Annotated in this window: 16 protein-coding genes; 4 read left to right on the forward strand and 12 right to left on the reverse strand. The window is 67.3% G+C overall.

Translation table 11 applies throughout. The features are described 5' to 3' along the window. Window positions 1-40: 40 nt before the first annotated feature. The 6 genes from ybeY to miaB all read right to left on the reverse strand — a co-directional run bounded on the left by ybeY (window position 41) and on the right by miaB (window position 5,578). A complete protein-coding gene (ybeY, locus tag AABA51_RS14230) occupies window positions 41-547 on the reverse strand; it encodes an rRNA maturation RNase YbeY (RefSeq protein WP_338272652.1) in 507 nt (168 codons plus the stop codon). Window positions 548-592: 45 nt separating this feature from the next. Next, window positions 593-1,936 (reverse strand): flavin monoamine oxidase family protein, encoded by a 1,344-nt coding sequence (locus AABA51_RS14235; protein ID WP_338272653.1) that lies wholly within the window; start codon window positions 1,934-1,936, stop codon window positions 593-595. Beyond that, window positions 1,911-2,918 (reverse strand): PhoH family protein, encoded by a 1,008-nt coding sequence (locus AABA51_RS14240; RefSeq protein WP_338272654.1) that lies wholly within the window; start codon window positions 2,916-2,918, stop codon window positions 1,911-1,913. Before AABA51_RS14240 ends, AABA51_RS14235 begins: the two co-directional genes overlap by 26 nt. Window positions 2,919-3,087: 169 nt before the next feature. Further along, window positions 3,088-3,432, reverse strand: a complete 345-nt coding sequence (locus AABA51_RS14245; RefSeq protein WP_338272655.1) for a hypothetical protein — start codon at window positions 3,430-3,432, stop codon at window positions 3,088-3,090. 12 nt (window positions 3,433-3,444) lie between these two features. Continuing rightward, window positions 3,445-4,008 (reverse strand): OmpA family protein, encoded by a 564-nt coding sequence (locus AABA51_RS14250; protein WP_338272656.1) that lies wholly within the window; start codon window positions 4,006-4,008, stop codon window positions 3,445-3,447. A 244-nt stretch (window positions 4,009-4,252) separates the two neighbouring features. Further along, the gene (gene miaB, locus AABA51_RS14255) at window positions 4,253-5,578 is read right to left on the reverse strand and encodes a tRNA (N6-isopentenyl adenosine(37)-C2)-methylthiotransferase MiaB (RefSeq protein WP_338276618.1); all 1,326 of its coding nucleotides are present in this window, start codon (window positions 5,576-5,578) and stop codon (window positions 4,253-4,255) included. 176 nt (window positions 5,579-5,754) lie between these two features. On the opposite strand from miaB, the gene AABA51_RS14260 reads away from it, so the two are divergent. After that, window positions 5,755-6,627 carry a hypothetical protein gene (locus tag AABA51_RS14260; protein WP_338272657.1) on the forward strand — a complete coding sequence of 291 codons (873 nt, stop codon included), beginning with the start codon at window positions 5,755-5,757 and terminating at the stop codon, window positions 6,625-6,627. A 4-nt stretch (window positions 6,628-6,631) separates the two neighbouring features. Continuing rightward, the gene (locus AABA51_RS14265; RefSeq protein ID WP_338272658.1) at window positions 6,632-7,813 is read left to right on the forward strand and encodes an MFS transporter; all 1,182 of its coding nucleotides are present in this window, start codon (window positions 6,632-6,634) and stop codon (window positions 7,811-7,813) included. A gap of 52 nt (window positions 7,814-7,865) precedes the next feature. Here AABA51_RS14265 and AABA51_RS14270 read toward each other — a convergent pair whose 3' ends face one another. The 5 genes from AABA51_RS14270 to AABA51_RS14290 form a co-directional block, all read right to left on the reverse strand. Further along, window positions 7,866-8,321 carry an Hsp20 family protein gene (locus AABA51_RS14270; RefSeq protein WP_338272659.1) on the reverse strand — a complete coding sequence of 152 codons (456 nt, stop codon included), beginning with the start codon at window positions 8,319-8,321 and terminating at the stop codon, window positions 7,866-7,868. A gap of 171 nt (window positions 8,322-8,492) precedes the next feature. Further along, window positions 8,493-9,812, reverse strand: coding sequence for a glycolate oxidase subunit GlcF (glcF, locus tag AABA51_RS14275; RefSeq protein ID WP_338272660.1), 1,320 nt, complete (start codon window positions 9,810-9,812; stop codon window positions 8,493-8,495). Window positions 9,813-9,822: 10 nt separating this feature from the next. Further along, complete coding sequence (locus tag AABA51_RS14280; protein ID WP_338272662.1) at window positions 9,823-10,164, reverse strand: hypothetical protein; 342 nt, start codon at window positions 10,162-10,164, stop codon at window positions 9,823-9,825. A 14-nt stretch (window positions 10,165-10,178) separates the two neighbouring features. After that, complete coding sequence (locus AABA51_RS14285; RefSeq protein WP_338272663.1) at window positions 10,179-11,297, reverse strand: FAD-binding protein; 1,119 nt, start codon at window positions 11,295-11,297, stop codon at window positions 10,179-10,181. A 171-nt stretch (window positions 11,298-11,468) separates the two neighbouring features. Then, complete coding sequence (locus AABA51_RS14290) at window positions 11,469-12,914, reverse strand: FAD-linked oxidase C-terminal domain-containing protein (RefSeq protein ID WP_338272664.1); 1,446 nt, start codon at window positions 12,912-12,914, stop codon at window positions 11,469-11,471. Window positions 12,915-13,039: 125 nt separating this feature from the next. Here AABA51_RS14290 and AABA51_RS14295 point away from each other — a divergent pair, with 125 nt between their 5' ends. Continuing rightward, a complete protein-coding gene (locus AABA51_RS14295; RefSeq protein ID WP_338272665.1) occupies window positions 13,040-13,450 on the forward strand; it encodes a CopD family protein in 411 nt (136 codons plus the stop codon). A gap of 40 nt (window positions 13,451-13,490) precedes the next feature. Next, on the forward strand, window positions 13,491-13,940 hold the full coding sequence (locus AABA51_RS14300) for a hypothetical protein (protein WP_338272666.1): 450 nt from the start codon (window positions 13,491-13,493) through the stop codon (window positions 13,938-13,940). 9 nt (window positions 13,941-13,949) lie between these two features. On the opposite strand, the gene AABA51_RS14305 is transcribed toward AABA51_RS14300, so the two are convergent. Further along, window positions 13,950-16,016 carry a hypothetical protein gene (locus AABA51_RS14305; protein WP_338272667.1) on the reverse strand — a complete coding sequence of 689 codons (2,067 nt, stop codon included), beginning with the start codon at window positions 16,014-16,016 and terminating at the stop codon, window positions 13,950-13,952.

Genomic DNA, 16,016 nt, shown 5'->3' on the forward strand with positions numbered 1-16,016 from the left:
TCCTTTCCGGAACTGCACGGACCCTAGGCGGCCCGCAGCTTCAATATGGGTCAGGGATACCCAATCTTGCAAGGATGCGGGTCTCAAGACCCTCCATCAAGGCGGCATCGGGGTCGGATATGTGATCGAAACCCAACAGGTGCAGCAGGCCATGCACCACCAGATGGGTCAGATGATGCTCGAACGGCTTGCCCGCCTCCGCCGCCTCGCGGGTCAGAACGCCCAGCGCCAGCGCGATATCGCCCAGTTCGGCGGGCGGGCCGTCGAGGTCGGGATCGGACAGGTCCGACAGGTCGGGCAGCGCGCCCGGCTCTTCGGCGGCACGATCTTCCGACGGCCAGGACAGCACGTTGGTGGGCGTGGGCTTGTCCCGGAATTCCGCGTTGAGGGCCGCGATCCGGTGATCGTCGCAGGCAAGGATCGACACCACGACCCCCTCGGACGCAAGCCCAAGCTCGGACAGCACACCAGACAGCGCCGCCTCCGCGATGCGGTCCAGTGCCTCGGCGTCCCAGCCGTCGTCCTCGATGAGAATGTCGATCTCCATTCCCGGCCCATGCCCTGCGCCGCGCGCGCCGTCAACCGCGGCGGCTCAGGTCACCTCCCAGATCGCCTCTGCCGCGGCCAGCCCCGCCTCCCATGCCCCGCCCAGCGTCAGGGCAAGGGGGCCGGGGGCGGCCTCTCCCGCCATGAAGAGCCTTTCGTCGATGGGGGTGGCATAGATCTCGCGCGCCTCCTCGGCACCGGGACGGGGCCGCGCCCATGGGCCAAGGCTGAACGGATCGGCCGACCAATCATTCCAGGCAGAGGCGATGCCGGTCAGGCCCGTCTGGCGGCGCAATACCTCCGCGGCCTCGGCGATCACCGCCTGAGCGCCGCTCCGGCGCAGCGCCTCTGCGGGGCGCCCGGAGAAAATCACCGCCGCGACCGGCATCCTGGGATCGAGATGGATCAAGGCCCCCTCCCCCGCCTCCAGCCGGGGCAGGTCGAGCTGGAATTCGGCAGCCTCGGCAGGCCGTTCCGCGAGGCGAAATCCGACCTTCAGGAATTCGGCCCCTTCCAGCGCGGCCATGGCCTGCCCATGGGCCGGGGGCAGGTCGGGGGTAAACCGGATACCGCCTGCGGCCAGGACGGGCGGCGGCACGGTCACCACCACCTGCCCGGCCCGGATCGTGCCGAAACCGCCCGTGACCGCGACATGATCGGCGGGCCGCAGGTCGATGCCCGTGACGGCATGGCCGGTGTGGATCGGCAAACCGGCAGCCAACCGTGACAAAAGCCCGCCGGTGCCCCCCTCCACCAACCAATCCTGACCGGAGGCAAGCGTGATCGCATCCGCCAGCGACAGCTGGTCCGGGTCCCCGCCAAGCGAAATGGCCGAAAGCCTGAGCGCCGCATCCGTCCAAGGATCGCCGCCCAGAAGCGTGGCAAGCGTGGCCCCCGGCGGGGTCCCGCCCGCCATCGCATCAAGCCCCGCATCGAAGACATCGAGCGCCGCCAGAAGCCGCTCGGCCGCATGGCGCGGGTCAAGCGGGGTGCCGCTCGCGGTCATGTCCTCGAAATCGCTGGCCGTCAGGGACAGGCCCAGATCCCGCGCCAGCCGCCTGAGCGGGTTGTCCCCGCCATTGTGCAGCCATTGCGCCCCCCGATCCCAGGGCAGGCCCAGCGCGCCCGGATCGGTCCAGGCCCGCCCGCCGATGCGGCCCCGCGCCTCCAGCACCGCCACCTCGTAGTCCCAGGCGATCAACTGGCGGGCCGCCGAAATCCCGGCGGACCCGGCCCCGATGACCACGACATCGACATCGCGCAGAGTCTCGGCGCGCAGGGTCTCGGCGCGCAGCACGTGGGGGGCAGACAGGACCGCGGCCCCGACAAGACCCAGACAGGCCCTCCGCCCGATCCCCGATGGATCAGCCGGGTTGCGCGTCCGCATCATAGGCTTCGATGATCTTGGCGACCATCGGGTGGCGGACCACGTCCTTGGCGGTGAAGTAGTTGAACGAGATACCATTTACGCTCTTCAGGATACGCTCCGCCTCGGCCAGCCCCGAGGTCACGCCGCGCGGCAGGTCGACCTGGCTCCGGTCACCGGTGATGACCATGCGGCTGCCCCGGCCCAGACGGGTCAGGAACATCTTCATCTGCATGCCGGTCGCATTCTGCGCCTCGTCCAGCACGACATAGGCGCTGGACAAGGTGCGCCCGCGCATGAAGGCCAAGGGCGCGATCTCGATCGTCTTTTCCTCCATCAGCTTTTGCAGCTGGCGGCCCGGCAGGAAATCGTTCAGCGCGTCGTAAAGCGGCTGCATGTAGGGGTCGACCTTGTCCTTCATGTCGCCGGGCAAAAAGCCCAGACGCTCGCCCGCCTCGACGGCGGGACGGCTGAGGATGATCTTGTCGACGCGTCCGTTGATCAGCTGGTTCACGGCGACCGCGACCGCCAGATAGGTCTTGCCCGTGCCCGCAGGCCCGATGCCGAAGGCCAGCTCGTGTTCATAGAGCGCGCGGACATAGGCCTGCTGCGCCTCGGTCCTCGGTTCGACAGTCTTTTTCCGCGTGCCGATCTCCAGCTGTCCGCGCTGGAACATCTCGATCTGGTCGCCCGCGCGAACGCCCGTCGCCTCGGTCGAGCCGCCCAGCCGGACGGCGGCATCGATATCGCCGGGTTCCAGACCGCGACCGGCCTCGAGCCTTGCATAGAGCTTGCGCAAAACCTCCGCCGCCTCGGCACGGGCCTCGCCCAGAACGGCCAGCTGGTTGCCCCGTCGCAGCACATGGACCGACAGAAGATGCTCGATCTGGGCCAGGTTGCGATCGAATTCGCCGCAAAGCTCGATCAGCAGACGGTTGTCGGGAAACTCGAGCGACAGCTCGACCGGGGTGCCTTCCGTGGGGGCCGCCAAGGTGGTGATCGCCAAATCACGCTCCGGTTTGGGGTTGCGTCTGGTACAGACTGTGCCGACAGGCAGGGCACAACGCAACAGGTTGTGGTCCTTGTCGTCAAAGTTTCTTGATCCTGTCCCATCCGCGACGGAAAAACGGGCACCCGCCAAGGTGCCCGTCACAATGATCCGCTTGTTCCGTCGCTCAGCGCCCCGCCGGAACCCAATCGCGCCCGCGGCTGCCCGCGCGGAAATCGCCCACGATGGAATTGGGCGCGGCCACGGGGGTACAGACCGGCAGACCCGAGACCGGGTCGCGCCGCCGCGACCAATAGCCTTCGAGGCCATCGTCGATCATCCAGATATGGCAGCCGTCCGGGTCGATGTAGATGCCCGCCTCCAGCTGGCTCAGGCTGCCGCTGTCGATCCCGCGATCCTCACCGACCGCCACGACCTCGTTGCCGGACCCGGTCGAGGGGCGCACGCCGATACAGCCCGATAGGCCGAGCATCGCAAGGACCAGTACACCGCTCTTGATGATATGTGCCATGATACCCAACCCTCAGCGATAACACACGATTTCGACGCGGCGGTTCTGCTGCATGCCCGCTGCGGTGGCGTTCGACGCGGCGGGGCGGCGTTCGCCGAAACCGATCTCGCGCGCGACCCGTGCCCCGACAGACCGCGCGACATCGGCGACGGCGGCGGCGCGGCGCTGGCTCAGCGCCATGTTGTATTCGTCCGAGGCCCGGCTGTCGGTATGCCCGTAGACCGCATAGGCAAAGGCCCCCGCCGAACGGAAGAATTGTTCCAGCTGCGCCCGGCCCGAATGGGTCAACCGCGCGCTGTCGGTCTGGAACAGGACATCGGTGTTGGTCACCGCGCAGGTATTGACGTCAAGGCAGACGGGCATGCCGTTTTGCGGGTTCACCCGGCCTTCCATGTAGCCTTCGGAACCGCCATCGGCGACCCAATGCATGCAGCCGTCGGGATCGATCCACAGACCGGGCTGCACCCGCCCGGTGACGCCGCTGCGATCCTGCGCCATCGCAGTCCCCGGCACCAAGGCCAGCACGCTGGCAAAAAGAGCCGCCCCACCCACGACCCGACAAAGCATGCGTGACATCCCGGTCATCACAACAAATTCCCCCAGTTTCCTACTCGCCCGGTCGGCGCGATCAGGCCCCTGGCAGGGGGCCACGCGAAAACGCCATTGATTGCCGCACGATAGCAGCAACCCCCGAAAGGGGAAGAAAAAACTTAAGTGGTATGTTGCCGATCCGGAAACAAAACGGGCGGGGATGTCACCGCTGCCCGAACACGCCCGCGACGGCAGGGCGCGATGCGCCGCAAAAACCGCCCTGCGCGGTTCAACCCACCAACCGCCCCGCCAGCGAATTCGGACCGGAGGCCAGGATATCCACCGCCGCGATCTGACCCAAAAGGCTCTCGGGCCCCTCCACGTGGACCGCGTGCAGATACTCCGATTTGCCGGTGATCTGCCCCTCCATGCGCCCCGGTTTCTCGAACAGGACCTGCACACGCCGCCCGACCATGGCGTTTTGCGTGGCGCGCTGCTGTTCGGTGATCAACGCCTGCAAGCGTTGCAGCCGGTCATCGGCCTCGGCCGCATCGACGGGCGCGCGTTCGGCGGCCGGCGTGCCGGGACGGGCCGAATACTTGAAGGTATAGGCGCTGCCATAGCCCACCTGCCGCACCAGATCGAGCGTCGCCTCGAAATCCGCCTCCGTCTCGCCGGGAAAGCCCACGATGAAATCGCCCGACAGCACCAGGTCGGGCCGCGCCGCCCGGATGCGCTCGATCAGGCGGATATAGCTTTCGGCGGTATGCTTGCGGTTCATCGCCTTCAGGATGCGGTCCGACCCCGATTGCACCGGCAGATGCAGATAGGGCATCAGCTTGTCGCACTCGCCATGTGCGGCGATCAGATCGTCTTCCATGTCATTGGGATGGGAGGTGGTGTAGCGGATACGGTCCAACCCCTCGATCCGGGCCAATTCGCGCACCAGCCGCGCCAGACCCCATTCCGATCCTTCCGCACCCGCGCCGTGATAGGCGTTCACATTCTGGCCCAGAAGCGTGATCTCGCGCACCCCGCGCGCCACCAGCTCGCGCGCCTCGCCCAAAAGACGGGGCGCCGGGCGGCTCACCTCGGCCCCGCGGGTATAGGGCACCACGCAAAAGGAACAGAATTTGTCGCAGCCTTCCTGCACCGTCAGAAAGGCGGTCGGCCCGCGCCGCGTGCGGCGATCTTTGGGCAGATGGGCAAACTTGTCTTCCTCGGGAAACTCGGTGTCGAGCGCGCGTTCGCCGCGATCCACGGCCTCCATCATCCTGGGCAGGCGGTGATAGGTCTGCGGCCCCACGACCAGATCCACGATGGGCATCCGGCGCATGATTTCCTCGCCCTCGGCCTGGGCCACGCAACCTGCCACCCCGATCTTGAGATCGGGCTTTTCCTCGTGCAGCGGCTTCAGCCGCCCCAGGTCGGAATAGAGCTTTTCCGCCGCCTTTTCCCGGATATGGCAGGTGTTGAGCAAGATCATGTCCGCCGCTTCGGGCGTGTCGACCTGCACGTAACCCTGCGCGCCCAGCGTTTCGGCCATGCGTTCGCTGTCATAGACATTCATCTGGCAGCCATAGGTCTTGACGTAGAGCTTTTTCGCCTCGGTCATCGCGCGCATCCGGCCATATCTTCAGGAAACCTTGATCTGCGGCATGTACAGCGCAGAGCGCCCGGCTTCAACCGATGCGCGCGATTGAATTCCCCCGCCGCTCGCGCCAAGGTGCGCCGCAGGTCAGCACCGGCAGTCACGATGAGATCAGTTTAGGCAAGGCACGGTCGTTCCCGATGGATTTCGACACTCTCGATCAATTCGACGCCGTGCGGCCCGGCACCTTCGGCAAGGGTCCGGCAGCGCTTGTCATCGCCGAGGATCGGGTCGAGGTCGCATCGACCCTCGAACATGTCCGGTCCCTGGGGTTTCGCCACATCTTCGTGCTGGCGCCCCCCGACCTTGCCGTGCCACCGCCCCCCGCCGGCGTGAAATCCCAGCAGCATGTCATCCGCGCCCGCAGCCGCGCCCCCGGCGCGGCACAGGCCGCCGTGAACATCCTGATCGAAAAGATGCCCGGCGAATGGCTGCATTACTGCTACAACGGGGAATACCTGTTCTATCCCTTCTGCGAGGATCGCAGCGTGGGCGAGATGTTCACCTGGGTGATGGAAGAACGCCGTTTCGCCATCCTGACCTATGTGATCGACCTCTATGCCCCCGACCTCCGGCTCTATCCCGATGCGGTCTCGCTCGACACCGCGATGCTCGACAGTTCGGGCTATTACGCCGAGGGGCGACCGGACGAACACGGCAACCCCAAGGACCGGCAACTCGATTTCTACGGCGGCCTGCGCTGGCGGTTCGAGGAACATGTGCCCAATCCCAAGCGCAAGATCGACCGCATCGGCCTGTTCCAGGCGCGTCCCGGCCTGCGCCTTCTCGAGGACCACACGCTCAACGACGAGGAACTCAACACCTATGCCTGCCCGTGGCATCATTCGCTGACCGCCGCGATCTGTTCCTTCCGGGTGGCCAAGGCGCTGCGCACCAACCCCGGATCGCGCTACGACATCAGCGATTTCCGGTGGCACAAATCCACGCCCTTTCACTGGTCCTCGCTGCAATTGATGGAACTGGGCCTGATGGAACCGGGGCAATGGTTCTGATCGCATGACGGATGCGCCACCGATCTGGCGCGACGGGCCGGTGCTGGCCTTCATGGTCGCCGAAACGCTCGTCTGGGCCGCGATCTTCTACAGCTTTCCGGCGCTCGTGCTGCATTGGCAGGATGAATTCGGCTGGTCCGCGACAGCGGCGCTCGGGGCCTTCAGCCTCGCGCTCGGGCTGCAGGGGCTTGCCGCGCCCTGGGTCGGGCGGGCCATCGACCGGGGTCTGGCCCCTTGGGGCTTTCCGCTCGGCACGCTCGGGGCCATCGCGGGGCTTGCCGCGCTGACGCAGGTGCAAACGCTTTGGGCCTTCTACCTCGTCTGGGGGTGGCTCGGCCTGATGATGGGCTTCACGCTCTATGACGCCTGTTTCTCGGTCGTGACGCGCGCACGCGGCGCCCGTGCGCGGGCCGCGATCACCGCGATCACGCTGGCGGCGGGCTTTGCCTCGACACTTGCCTATCCGCTCACGGCTTTCGTGACGGCGCTGGCGGGCTGGCGCGCCTCGGTCTGGGTGCTGGCGGGCCTTGTCGCCCTTCTGGTCCTGCCGATGGTCGCCTATGCCGCCCACAGGCTCGAGGGGGAGGCCAAGGCCCGAACCCCCGCCACCACCGGCCCCGCGCCCCCCCGCACGCGCGTCAGCAACCGCCCCGGCTACTGGCCCATCGCCGGGGGCTTCGCGCTCACCTCGCTCGGGGTGGGCATCGTCCTGAGCAATCTCATGCCGCTCATGGCGGCGCTCGACGTGCCCACACCCCTTGCCATCCTTGCCGCCTCCACCATCGGCCCCGCGCAGGTGGCGGGCCGCGTTCTCCTGATCCTTGCGGGCGCGCGGGTGGCAGCGCGGGCCGTGGTGCTCGGCGCCTTTCTCATGCTCGCCGCCGCCTCCGTCCTGCTGGGGGCCACCGCCGCCGTGCCCGCGCTCGCGCTGGCCTTTGCCATCGCGCAGGGCGTGGGCAACGGCGTCATCTCGATCCTGCGGCCCGTCGTGATCCGCGAGGCGATGGGCGAACAGGGCTTCGGCGAAAGCGCGGGCGCGGTCGCCCGCCTGTCGCTTTTCGCCTTTGCCGTGGCCCCCGGTCTCGGCGCGGTGCTGGCCGATCTCATGGGCCATGGCGCGGTGATCGCGCTTTGCGTCGCCGCACCGCTCACCGGGGCGCTGATGCTCCGCCGCCTCGCCCCATGACAAAAGGGCGACCCGACCGGACCGCCCTTTCCCATGCTCACCCGCGACAGGCTCAGGCCGTTTCGGCCTCGATCACCCGCGACGCGCCGCGCGAAATCTCGATCTGGCGCGGTTTCAGCGCCTCGGGCACCTCGCGGACCAGATCGATATGCAGCATCCCGTTCTCATGCAGCGCGCCGGTCACGCGCACATGATCGGCCAGCTGGAACCGCTTTTCAAAAGCGCGCGTGGCGATCCCGCGATGCAGATAGGTCCGCTGCGTCTCGTCCTTGGCCTTGCGCGCGGTCACGACCAGTTCGGTCTCGCGCTGCTCGACGCCCAGTTCGGCCTCGGTGAAGCCTGCAACCGCGATCGAGATGCGATAGGCATCCTCGCCGGTCTTCTCGATATTGTAGGGGGGATAGCTGGGCGCGGAGGTGTCTTGCGACATCACGCGGTCCAGAAGATCGGCCATCCGGTCGAAACCGACGCTGGCACGGTAAAGCGGGGAAAGGTCATAGGTTCGCATCTGTCATCCTCCATCGAGCGACAACTTGAGGTTCTCGGGCCGCCCCATGCCGGGCACGACCCTTGGTGAAAGCGCGGGGGCCCGCATCGCGGCACCCCTGCCCCCCTTAGCTGGGAAGGCGAAAGCCCCCCGTCAAGCCCCCCGGTCAAGACCCCCACACCAAGCCCCGCCTCACCGCAGGATCGGCACCGCAACCTCGCGCTTGCCCGCCGCATCGAGCGCCGCCGGCCGTGGCCCGCCCGTCGCCCAATCCAGCAATTCGACCGTATGGACGATGGGAATATCGGTCCCCGACCCGATCTGCATCATGCAGCCGATATTGCCCGCCGCGATGATCTGGGGTGCCGTCGCCTCCAGCGTCTCGACCTTGCGCGCCTTCAGCTGCCCCGAGATCTCGGGCTGCATCAGGTTGTAGGTCCCCGCCGATCCACAGCACAGATGGCTGTCGGCGGGCTCCACCACCGTAAAGCCCGCGCGCTTGAGCAGGTCCTTGGGATAGGTCTTGATCTTCTGGCCATGCTGCAGCGAACAGGCCGCGTGATAGGCCACCTTGTGGCCCATCCGCCCCTCGGGCAGGTCGAGCTTCATCAGCACCTCGGACACATCCATCGCGATGGCACTGACCGCCGCGGCCTCCCCCGCCAGCGCCTCGTTGCGGAACATATGCCCGTAATCCTTGACCGTGGTGCCGCAGCCGCTCGTGTTGATCACGATGGCATCGAGGCCCTTGCCCGTCATCTCGCGGTGCCAGGCCCGGATGTTTTTCGCCGCCGTCGCATGGCTTTCGCCCGTCTTGCCCATGTGATGGGTCAGCGCGCCGCAGCATCCCTGCCCCTCGGCGATCACCACCTCGCAGCCCAGCCGCGTCAAAAGCCGGATCGTGGCATCGTTGATATCGGTGTTGAGCGCGCGCTGCGCACAGCCCGTCATCAGCGCCACCCGCATCTTGCGCGCGCCCTCGGCCTCGAAAACCTGCGGATCATCGTTGCGGCTGACGGGCGGGATGACCTTGGGCGCCATGGCCAACATCGCCTTCAGCCGCGCATCGGGCATGAGAAAGGCAAAGGGCCGCCCGATCTTGGCCCCGAGCAACGCCACCCGGAACCGCGTCGGATAGGGCAGGATCCTGGCCAGCACCCAGCGCAATACCCGCTCGAACAGGGGCCGCTTGTAGGTCTGCTCGATATATTCCCGCGCGTGATCGACCAGGTGCATGTAATGCACGCCCGACGGGCAGGTGGTCATGCAGGCCAGGCACGACAGGCAGCGGTCGATGTGCTGCACGGTCTTGGCATCCGCCGGACGCCCCTTTTCCAGCATGTCCTTGATCAGGTAGATGCGCCCCCTCGGGCTGTCCAGCTCATCGCCCAGAACCTGGTAGGTGGGGCAGGTGGCCGTGCAGAACCCGCAATGCACACAAGACCGCAAAACCTCGTTCGACCGCTGGATCGCGGGGTCCTTCAACTGGTCGGGGGTGAATGTCGTCTGCATGGTCGCGCTTTCAGAACAGGGAGAGGAAGACGAGGCCGAACAGGCCCGCAAGCCCGAGATAGACGGCACTGAACACGGCGCGTGCGGCCCAGACCCGCTCGAACCGCCCGAGATAAAGATGGTAGAGCATCCCCGCCACGGCCGCCGCGATCAGCCCGGTGGCGATGGCCGCAAGCCGCTCGGGCGCAAGACCCGCAAGCGTGCCGCGCGCCGTGATCGCGACAAACATCGCCACGACCGCCACGACCAGCGCCCCCTGCGCCAGGAACGCGCCGCGCTTGCGATCCGACATCAGCGCGAAAGCGCCGAACAAAAGCGCCGAAGCCAGCGCCACGGACAGGGTGTCGATCATCGTCCTCCGCCCCCTCATGCCGCCATCAGGCCGGGGTTCAGGATGCCGCGCGGATCGAAACGCCGCTTCAGCTCTGCCGCAATCGCCGCCAGCGGCGCAGGCTCGGGCTGGAAGGGCGCGATCCGGCCCCGCGTCTCGGGCGCGGCGCGCAGCAGCGTGGCATGGCCCGCGAATGCGCCCAACCGGGCGCGCAGGTCGGTGCCCTCGGGCACCAGCGCCCAGATCAACCCGCCGCCCCAGTCGAACATCACCCGGCCCCCGATGCGCGCAGCGATCCCCGGCCCATCCGTGGGCTTGACCGAGATGCGCCAGACATCGCCCGCCTGCCCCGCAAACGCCTCGACATCGCGCAAAGCCTGCCAGCGCCGCGCCACGGCCTCGGCGCCCTCCTCCACCTCGACCCCGCCAAAGGGCGCCATCAGGTCAGCGAGCCGCCCGGCCCGATAGGCCACGCTCGTGGCGAAGCCCTCGATCCGCAACAGCGTCCGCCCCTCCTCGGGCAGATGCGCCGCCCCCGTCACCTCGAAGGGGGAGCCAAGCGCCACCGCCATCGCCTCCACCGCCTGCAGCTCGGAAAGCCCCGCAAGGCTCAGCGTCGCCGCCGCCTCGGGGGCGGGCAACACCTTGAAGGCGACCTCGGTCAGAACCCCCAGCGTGCCCCAACTGCCCGCCATCAGCTTCACGAGGTCATAGCCCGTGACATTCTTCATCACCCGGCCCCCGTTCTTGACGATGGCACCCGACCCGTCGACGAACCGCACCCCGATCAGGCTGTCGCGGCAGGCCCCGGCCTGGATGCGCCGCGGCCCCGAGACATTGGCCGCCACCACGCCGCCGATCGTGGGCGCGCCCGTGGTGCCCAGGAGCGCGCGATGATCCATCGGCTCGAAGGGCAGGCGCTGCCCCTCGGCGGCCAGCGCCGCCTCGACCTCTGCCAGGGGCGTGCCCGCCTTGGCCACGATGGTCAGCGCACCGGGTTCATAAAGCTCGATCCCCGACAGACCCGCGACCGACAGAACCTCCCCCGCGACGGGCCGGCCCACGGGCCGCGTCCCGCCCCCGACCACGCGGAGCGGCCCCTTGGCGCCGGCCAGCATCTCGCTCAGTTCACTCTCGGTGGCGGGGCTCGACATCGACCACATCCTTCATCTTGGCAGGAAAACTCTCGGGGTGGGTCCGGGAGGGGCAGACAGCCCCTCCCGGCTTGGGTGCTCGTGGGTCCGGGAGGGGCAGACAGAACCTCCCGGCTTGGGGACTTGTGGGTCCGGCAGGGGCAGACAGAACCTCCCGGCGGATCGGCGCCGTCAGGCGGCGACCTGTCTCTCGCGGCGCTCCCGCGACACCGACAGCGGAAAGACCTTGGCCGGGTTCAGCAACCATGCGGGATCGAACACATCCTTCACCCGCATCTGCGCCTCCAGGTCGGCGGGGGCGAATTGCGTCTCCATCAGGTCGCGCTTCTCGATCCCCACGCCATGCTCGCCGGTCAGGCATCCGCCCACCTCGACGCACAGCTTCAGGATATCCGCGCCAAAAGCCTCGCACAGTTCCAGATCCCCGGGCTTGTTGGCATCGAACAGGATCAGCGGGTGCATGTTGCCGTCGCCCGCATGGAACACATTGGCCACGCCCAAACCGTACTCCTTCGACATCTCGCCGATGCGCTTGAGCACGTAGGGCAACGCGGAAACCGGGATCGTGCCGTCAAGGCACATGTAATCGTTGATCTGTCCCATCGCGCCAAAGGCCGATTTGCGGCCCAGCCAGATGCGCTTGGCCTCGTCCTCCGATTGCGCCTCGCGCAGTTCCACCGGGTCGTGGCGGCGCGCGATCCCGGCGATCAGGCCCAATTGCGCGTCGATCTCGGCCGCGCTGCCCTCCACCTCGACGATCAAGAGCGCCTCGCACATCGGGTAGCCCGCCTTGGCAAAGGCTTCCGTCGCCTCGATGCAGGGGCGGTCCATGAATTCGATGGCGACCGGCAGAACACCCGCCTTGATGATGTCCGAGACACAGGCCCCCGCCACCTCGTTGCTGTCAAACCCGATCAGGACGGGCCGCGCGCCCTCGGGCTTGCGCAAGATGCGCAGCGTGGCTTCCGTCACCACGCCCAATTGCCCTTCGGACCCGCAGATCACCCCCAACAGGTCATAACCGCCCGCATCCAGATGCGCGCCGCCGATCTCCAGCACCTCGCCCGCCATCGTGACCATGGTCACGCCGAGCAGGTTGTTGGTCGTCACCCCGTATTTCAGGCAATGCGCGCCGCCCGAATTCATCGCGATATTGCCCGCGATGGCGCAGGCCAGCTGGCTCGACGGATCGGGCGCGTAAAAGAAATCCTCCTGCTCCACCGCCCCCGTCACGCTCAGGTTGGTCCGGCCCGTCTGCACCCGGATGAAGCGGTTGTCGTAATCGGTCTCGAGCACCTTGTTCATGCGCGCGACGCCGAGGATCACGCTGTCGGCCGTGGGCAGCGCCCCACCCGCCAGCGACGTTCCCGAACCGCGCGGCACGACCGGAACGCCCTCGGCATGGCAAATCCGCAGCGCCGTGGCGACCTCCTCGGTGGTGGCGGGCAGGACGACGGCCAGCGGCGGGCAGCGGTAGGCGGTCAGCGCATCGCATTCATAGGCGCGCACCTCCGCCTCGTCGTGAATCACCGCAGCCTTGGGCAAGGCCGCGCGCAAAAGCTCCACGATCTTGCTTTTGCGCGATAAAATGGCGGCGTCCGGGGTCGGCATCTCCATGTCGCGATCCTCCTCATCGCTGAATTGGTAAAGAAATATAACCAATACGACGATTAGGCAACGAAAAATGCCCTGAGACAACTCCGCGCCTTGCCGCGCCCCGCGAATGCTGGGCAACTGCGGGCATGGAATGGATCAAGGTTCTTCACCTTCTGGCCGTGCTGGGCTGGATGACGGGCATCTTCGCGGTGCCGCGTGCGATCATCTTCTGGAAGCGCGAACATGCGCGGCTGGGGGAATTCGGCCCGACCGGCGATCTGACGATCCGCATCTACCGCTTTTCGCTGGGGCTTGGCGTGATCGCCATCCTCACCGGCCTCTGGCTCGGCTGGTTCTGGGGCTACCCGATCTGGGTCTGGACCAAGCTCGGCCTCGTGACGCTCCTGGCCGCGCATTACGGCTGGACCGGGCGGCTCGTGCTGCGCGCCCGGCGCGGCATCTTCACCGAAAGCGACTTCTACCTGCGGGTCTTCAACGAGATCAGCGTCTTCGGCGCCATCGGCGTGCTGATCATCGTGGTGTTCAAACCATTTTGACGGCACACTCCCGCGTAGTCGCTGCGCAAGGGAGAACGCGATGACACGTTTCAATCTTCTGTGCGTCACCATCCTCGTTTTTGCCCTGCCGTTCGCCGCCCAGGCCGACCCGGTGGCCGATATCCTGTCCGAGGCGGAGGCCGACTGCGCAGGGTTCGAAAATGGCCGGTTCGACGCAGGCAATGCTGTGACCGAAGCCGATCTGGATGGCGACGGCACGAATGACCGGCTGGTCGACACCGCCCGCTTCAGCTGCACCTCGGCGGCCAGCCTTTACTGCGGCTCGGGCGGCTGCAGCTTGATCGCAGTGGTCGGATCCGAAAGCTGGGATTTTCAAGTCGAAGGCTGGCGTCTGGACGCATGGAACAGCATACCGATCCTGTTGCTGGCCCGCGACGGCGGCTGGTGCGGGGCGAGCGGTGCAGAAACCTGTTTCGAAGCGATCCGTTGGTCGCAGGGAAGGATGCTGACACTCGGGCCCCAGCCCTGACGCAACCCCCTACCGCCGCCCCTCGCGCAGCCATCCCGCCACGGTCAGCGCCGCCGCAAGCAGCAGGAACAGCCAGGCCGCGATCAGGGGCGTGACCGTCACATCCACCGTCAGATAGGCCTCGCGCGGCGTGAGCCCGATCCACCCCCGCCCCGAGGCATTGCGCCCCTCGGCCACCCGCCGCAGGTCGGGCATCCCGTCCTCCAGCCGCATTACCGCCCCCGTCAGCGGGGCCGTCAACGGCTCCAGCCTTGTGCCGCTCGCGATCGTTTCCTCGAACTCGCGCGGCGCTGCCGGGCCCAGCGCGATCACCGTGTCCAGATCGCCCTCGGCCAGGCGGTAAAGCCCTTGTTCCGCCCCCTCGATCTCGGCAGTGAACCGCCCCGGCGCGGTTTCCTCCAGCGTGATCTCTGTCTCGGACCCATCGGGCGCGGTCACGCGCAACGCGCCCACCCCCTCGGCCAGCGTGCGGCGCGTCACGCGGATGGTCTGGCCATCGGCCTCGGCCACCAGCGCCTCTTCCTCGAGATCGGGCTCGCCCATCATCCAATGCGCCAACCTGCGCAGCATCTCCAGCTGCGGGCCGCCCCCCTCGTAGCCGCGATCCCACAGCCACGCATGGTCGGACGCCAGAAGCGCCACACGCCCCTGCCCCACCCGGTCCAGCATCAACAAGGGCGCGCCGCCATTGCCGGTCATCACCGTCTGGCCCGACTGCTCCGTCACCTCGATCTGCCGCATCCAGCGGCCCCAGGGCTGATCGCTGCCCTCCAGCGGCTCATGCTCGGCCTCCAGCCCCGCCGTGACCGGATGACGACGACCCAGATCGGAAATCTCGGGCAGGAACGGCGCCTCGATCACCCGCGCCGTGGGCCGTCCGGGCAGGATATCGGCCAGGGGTGTCCGGTAAAGCGACGCCGCCGAGGCATAATCCGGCCCCGCCGCCAACAAAAGCGCGCCCCCATCCTCGACGTAGCGGCGGATGTTGTCGATGTAGAGCATCGGCAGGATGCCGCGCCGTTGGTAGCGGTCAAAGATGATCAGGTCGAAATCATCGACCGAATCCATGAACAATTCCCGCGTCGGAAAGGCGATCAGCGACAATTCCGTCACCGGCACGCCGTCCTGCCGATCCGGGGGCCGCAGGATGGTGAAATGCACCAGGTCGACCGACGGGTCCGATTTGAGCAGGTTGCGCCAGGTGCGCTGGCCCGGATGCGGCTCGCCCGAGACCAGCAGAACCGACAACCGGTCGCGGATGCCGTTGATCTGCACCACGGCGGCATTGTTGCGGTCGGTCAGTTCGCCCGAAGCCTCGGGAATGGTGAATTGCACCACGTTCTGGCCCGCATGTTCCAGCGTCAGGGGCAATTGCAGCGTCTCGTTCGTCGGAACGACAAAGGTCCGGCTTTCGCCGCCATCGATGGCGATGGCGATCTCGGCCCGGCCCGACAGGCCTGTGGGCACGGACCCCTGATCCTCGATCCGGAGCGTCATCATCAATTCTTCGCCGATGATGCCGAAAGCCGGAGCCGTTTCGATCACCAGCCGCCGGTCCCAATCCGTCGCGCGCCCCGTCAGCAGCGCATGCAGCGGCGCGGGCAGATCGGGCACCAGCTGCGCATCGTGCAATTGCCCGTCGGTGACGAGAATGGCACCGGCGATCCGGGCGCGCGGTTCCTCGGCCAGCATCCGGTTCAGCTCCGCCATCAACAGCGTGCCGCCATTGTCGGGGGCATCGGCCACGGTCGACAGCCGCATCTCCATCCCCATCGCCGCGATCTCGGCCTCCAGCGAGGCCAAGGCCTCGGCGCTCTGATCGGCGCGGTCCGAAATCCGCTGGCTGGCCGAGGCATCGACGACGACCAGAACGATATCGGTGATGGGCTCGCGATCCTCGGTCTGCAGCGACGGGTTCAACAGGGCAGCCAGCAAGGCCCCCGCCGCGAACAGGCGAAAGGGCCAGCCGTTCAGCCCCCGCCACAGCGCCAGCGCGATGACTAGCACCACGATACCCGCCAGCGCCCAGATCACCGGCATCGGCAAGAGCGGATCGAACAGGATCGTCTGCGCCAT

The sequence above is a fragment of the Roseicyclus marinus genome, from assembly GCF_036322625.1.
Lineage (GTDB): Bacteria > Pseudomonadota > Alphaproteobacteria > Rhodobacterales > Rhodobacteraceae > Roseicyclus > Roseicyclus marinus_A.

Coding starts and splice junctions, on each gene's coding strand:
- ybeY (WP_338272652.1), bottom strand. CDS start 547: ATGGAGATCGACATTCTCATCGAGGACGACGGCTGGGACGCCGAGGCA.
- AABA51_RS14235 (WP_338272653.1), bottom strand. CDS start 1,936: ATGATGCGGACGCGCAACCCGGCTGATCCATCGGGGATCGGGCGGAGG.
- AABA51_RS14245 (WP_338272655.1), bottom strand. CDS start 3,432: ATGGCACATATCATCAAGAGCGGTGTACTGGTCCTTGCGATGCTCGGC.
- AABA51_RS14250 (WP_338272656.1), bottom strand. CDS start 4,008: ATGTCACGCATGCTTTGTCGGGTCGTGGGTGGGGCGGCTCTTTTTGCC.
- miaB (WP_338276618.1), bottom strand. CDS start 5,578: ATGACCGAGGCGAAAAAGCTCTACGTCAAGACCTATGGCTGCCAGATG.
- AABA51_RS14260 (WP_338272657.1), top strand. CDS start 5,755: ATGGATTTCGACACTCTCGATCAATTCGACGCCGTGCGGCCCGGCACC.
- AABA51_RS14265 (WP_338272658.1), top strand. CDS start 6,632: ATGACGGATGCGCCACCGATCTGGCGCGACGGGCCGGTGCTGGCCTTC.
- AABA51_RS14270 (WP_338272659.1), bottom strand. CDS start 8,321: ATGCGAACCTATGACCTTTCCCCGCTTTACCGTGCCAGCGTCGGTTTC.
- glcF (WP_338272660.1), bottom strand. CDS start 9,812: ATGCAGACGACATTCACCCCCGACCAGTTGAAGGACCCCGCGATCCAG.
- AABA51_RS14280 (WP_338272662.1), bottom strand. CDS start 10,164: ATGATCGACACCCTGTCCGTGGCGCTGGCTTCGGCGCTTTTGTTCGGC.
- AABA51_RS14285 (WP_338272663.1), bottom strand. CDS start 11,297: ATGTCGAGCCCCGCCACCGAGAGTGAACTGAGCGAGATGCTGGCCGGC.
- AABA51_RS14290 (WP_338272664.1), bottom strand. CDS start 12,914: ATGGAGATGCCGACCCCGGACGCCGCCATTTTATCGCGCAAAAGCAAG.
- AABA51_RS14295 (WP_338272665.1), top strand. CDS start 13,040: ATGGAATGGATCAAGGTTCTTCACCTTCTGGCCGTGCTGGGCTGGATG.
- AABA51_RS14300 (WP_338272666.1), top strand. CDS start 13,491: ATGACACGTTTCAATCTTCTGTGCGTCACCATCCTCGTTTTTGCCCTG.
- AABA51_RS14305 (WP_338272667.1), bottom strand. CDS start 16,016: ATGGCGCAGACGATCCTGTTCGATCCGCTCTTGCCGATGCCGGTGATC.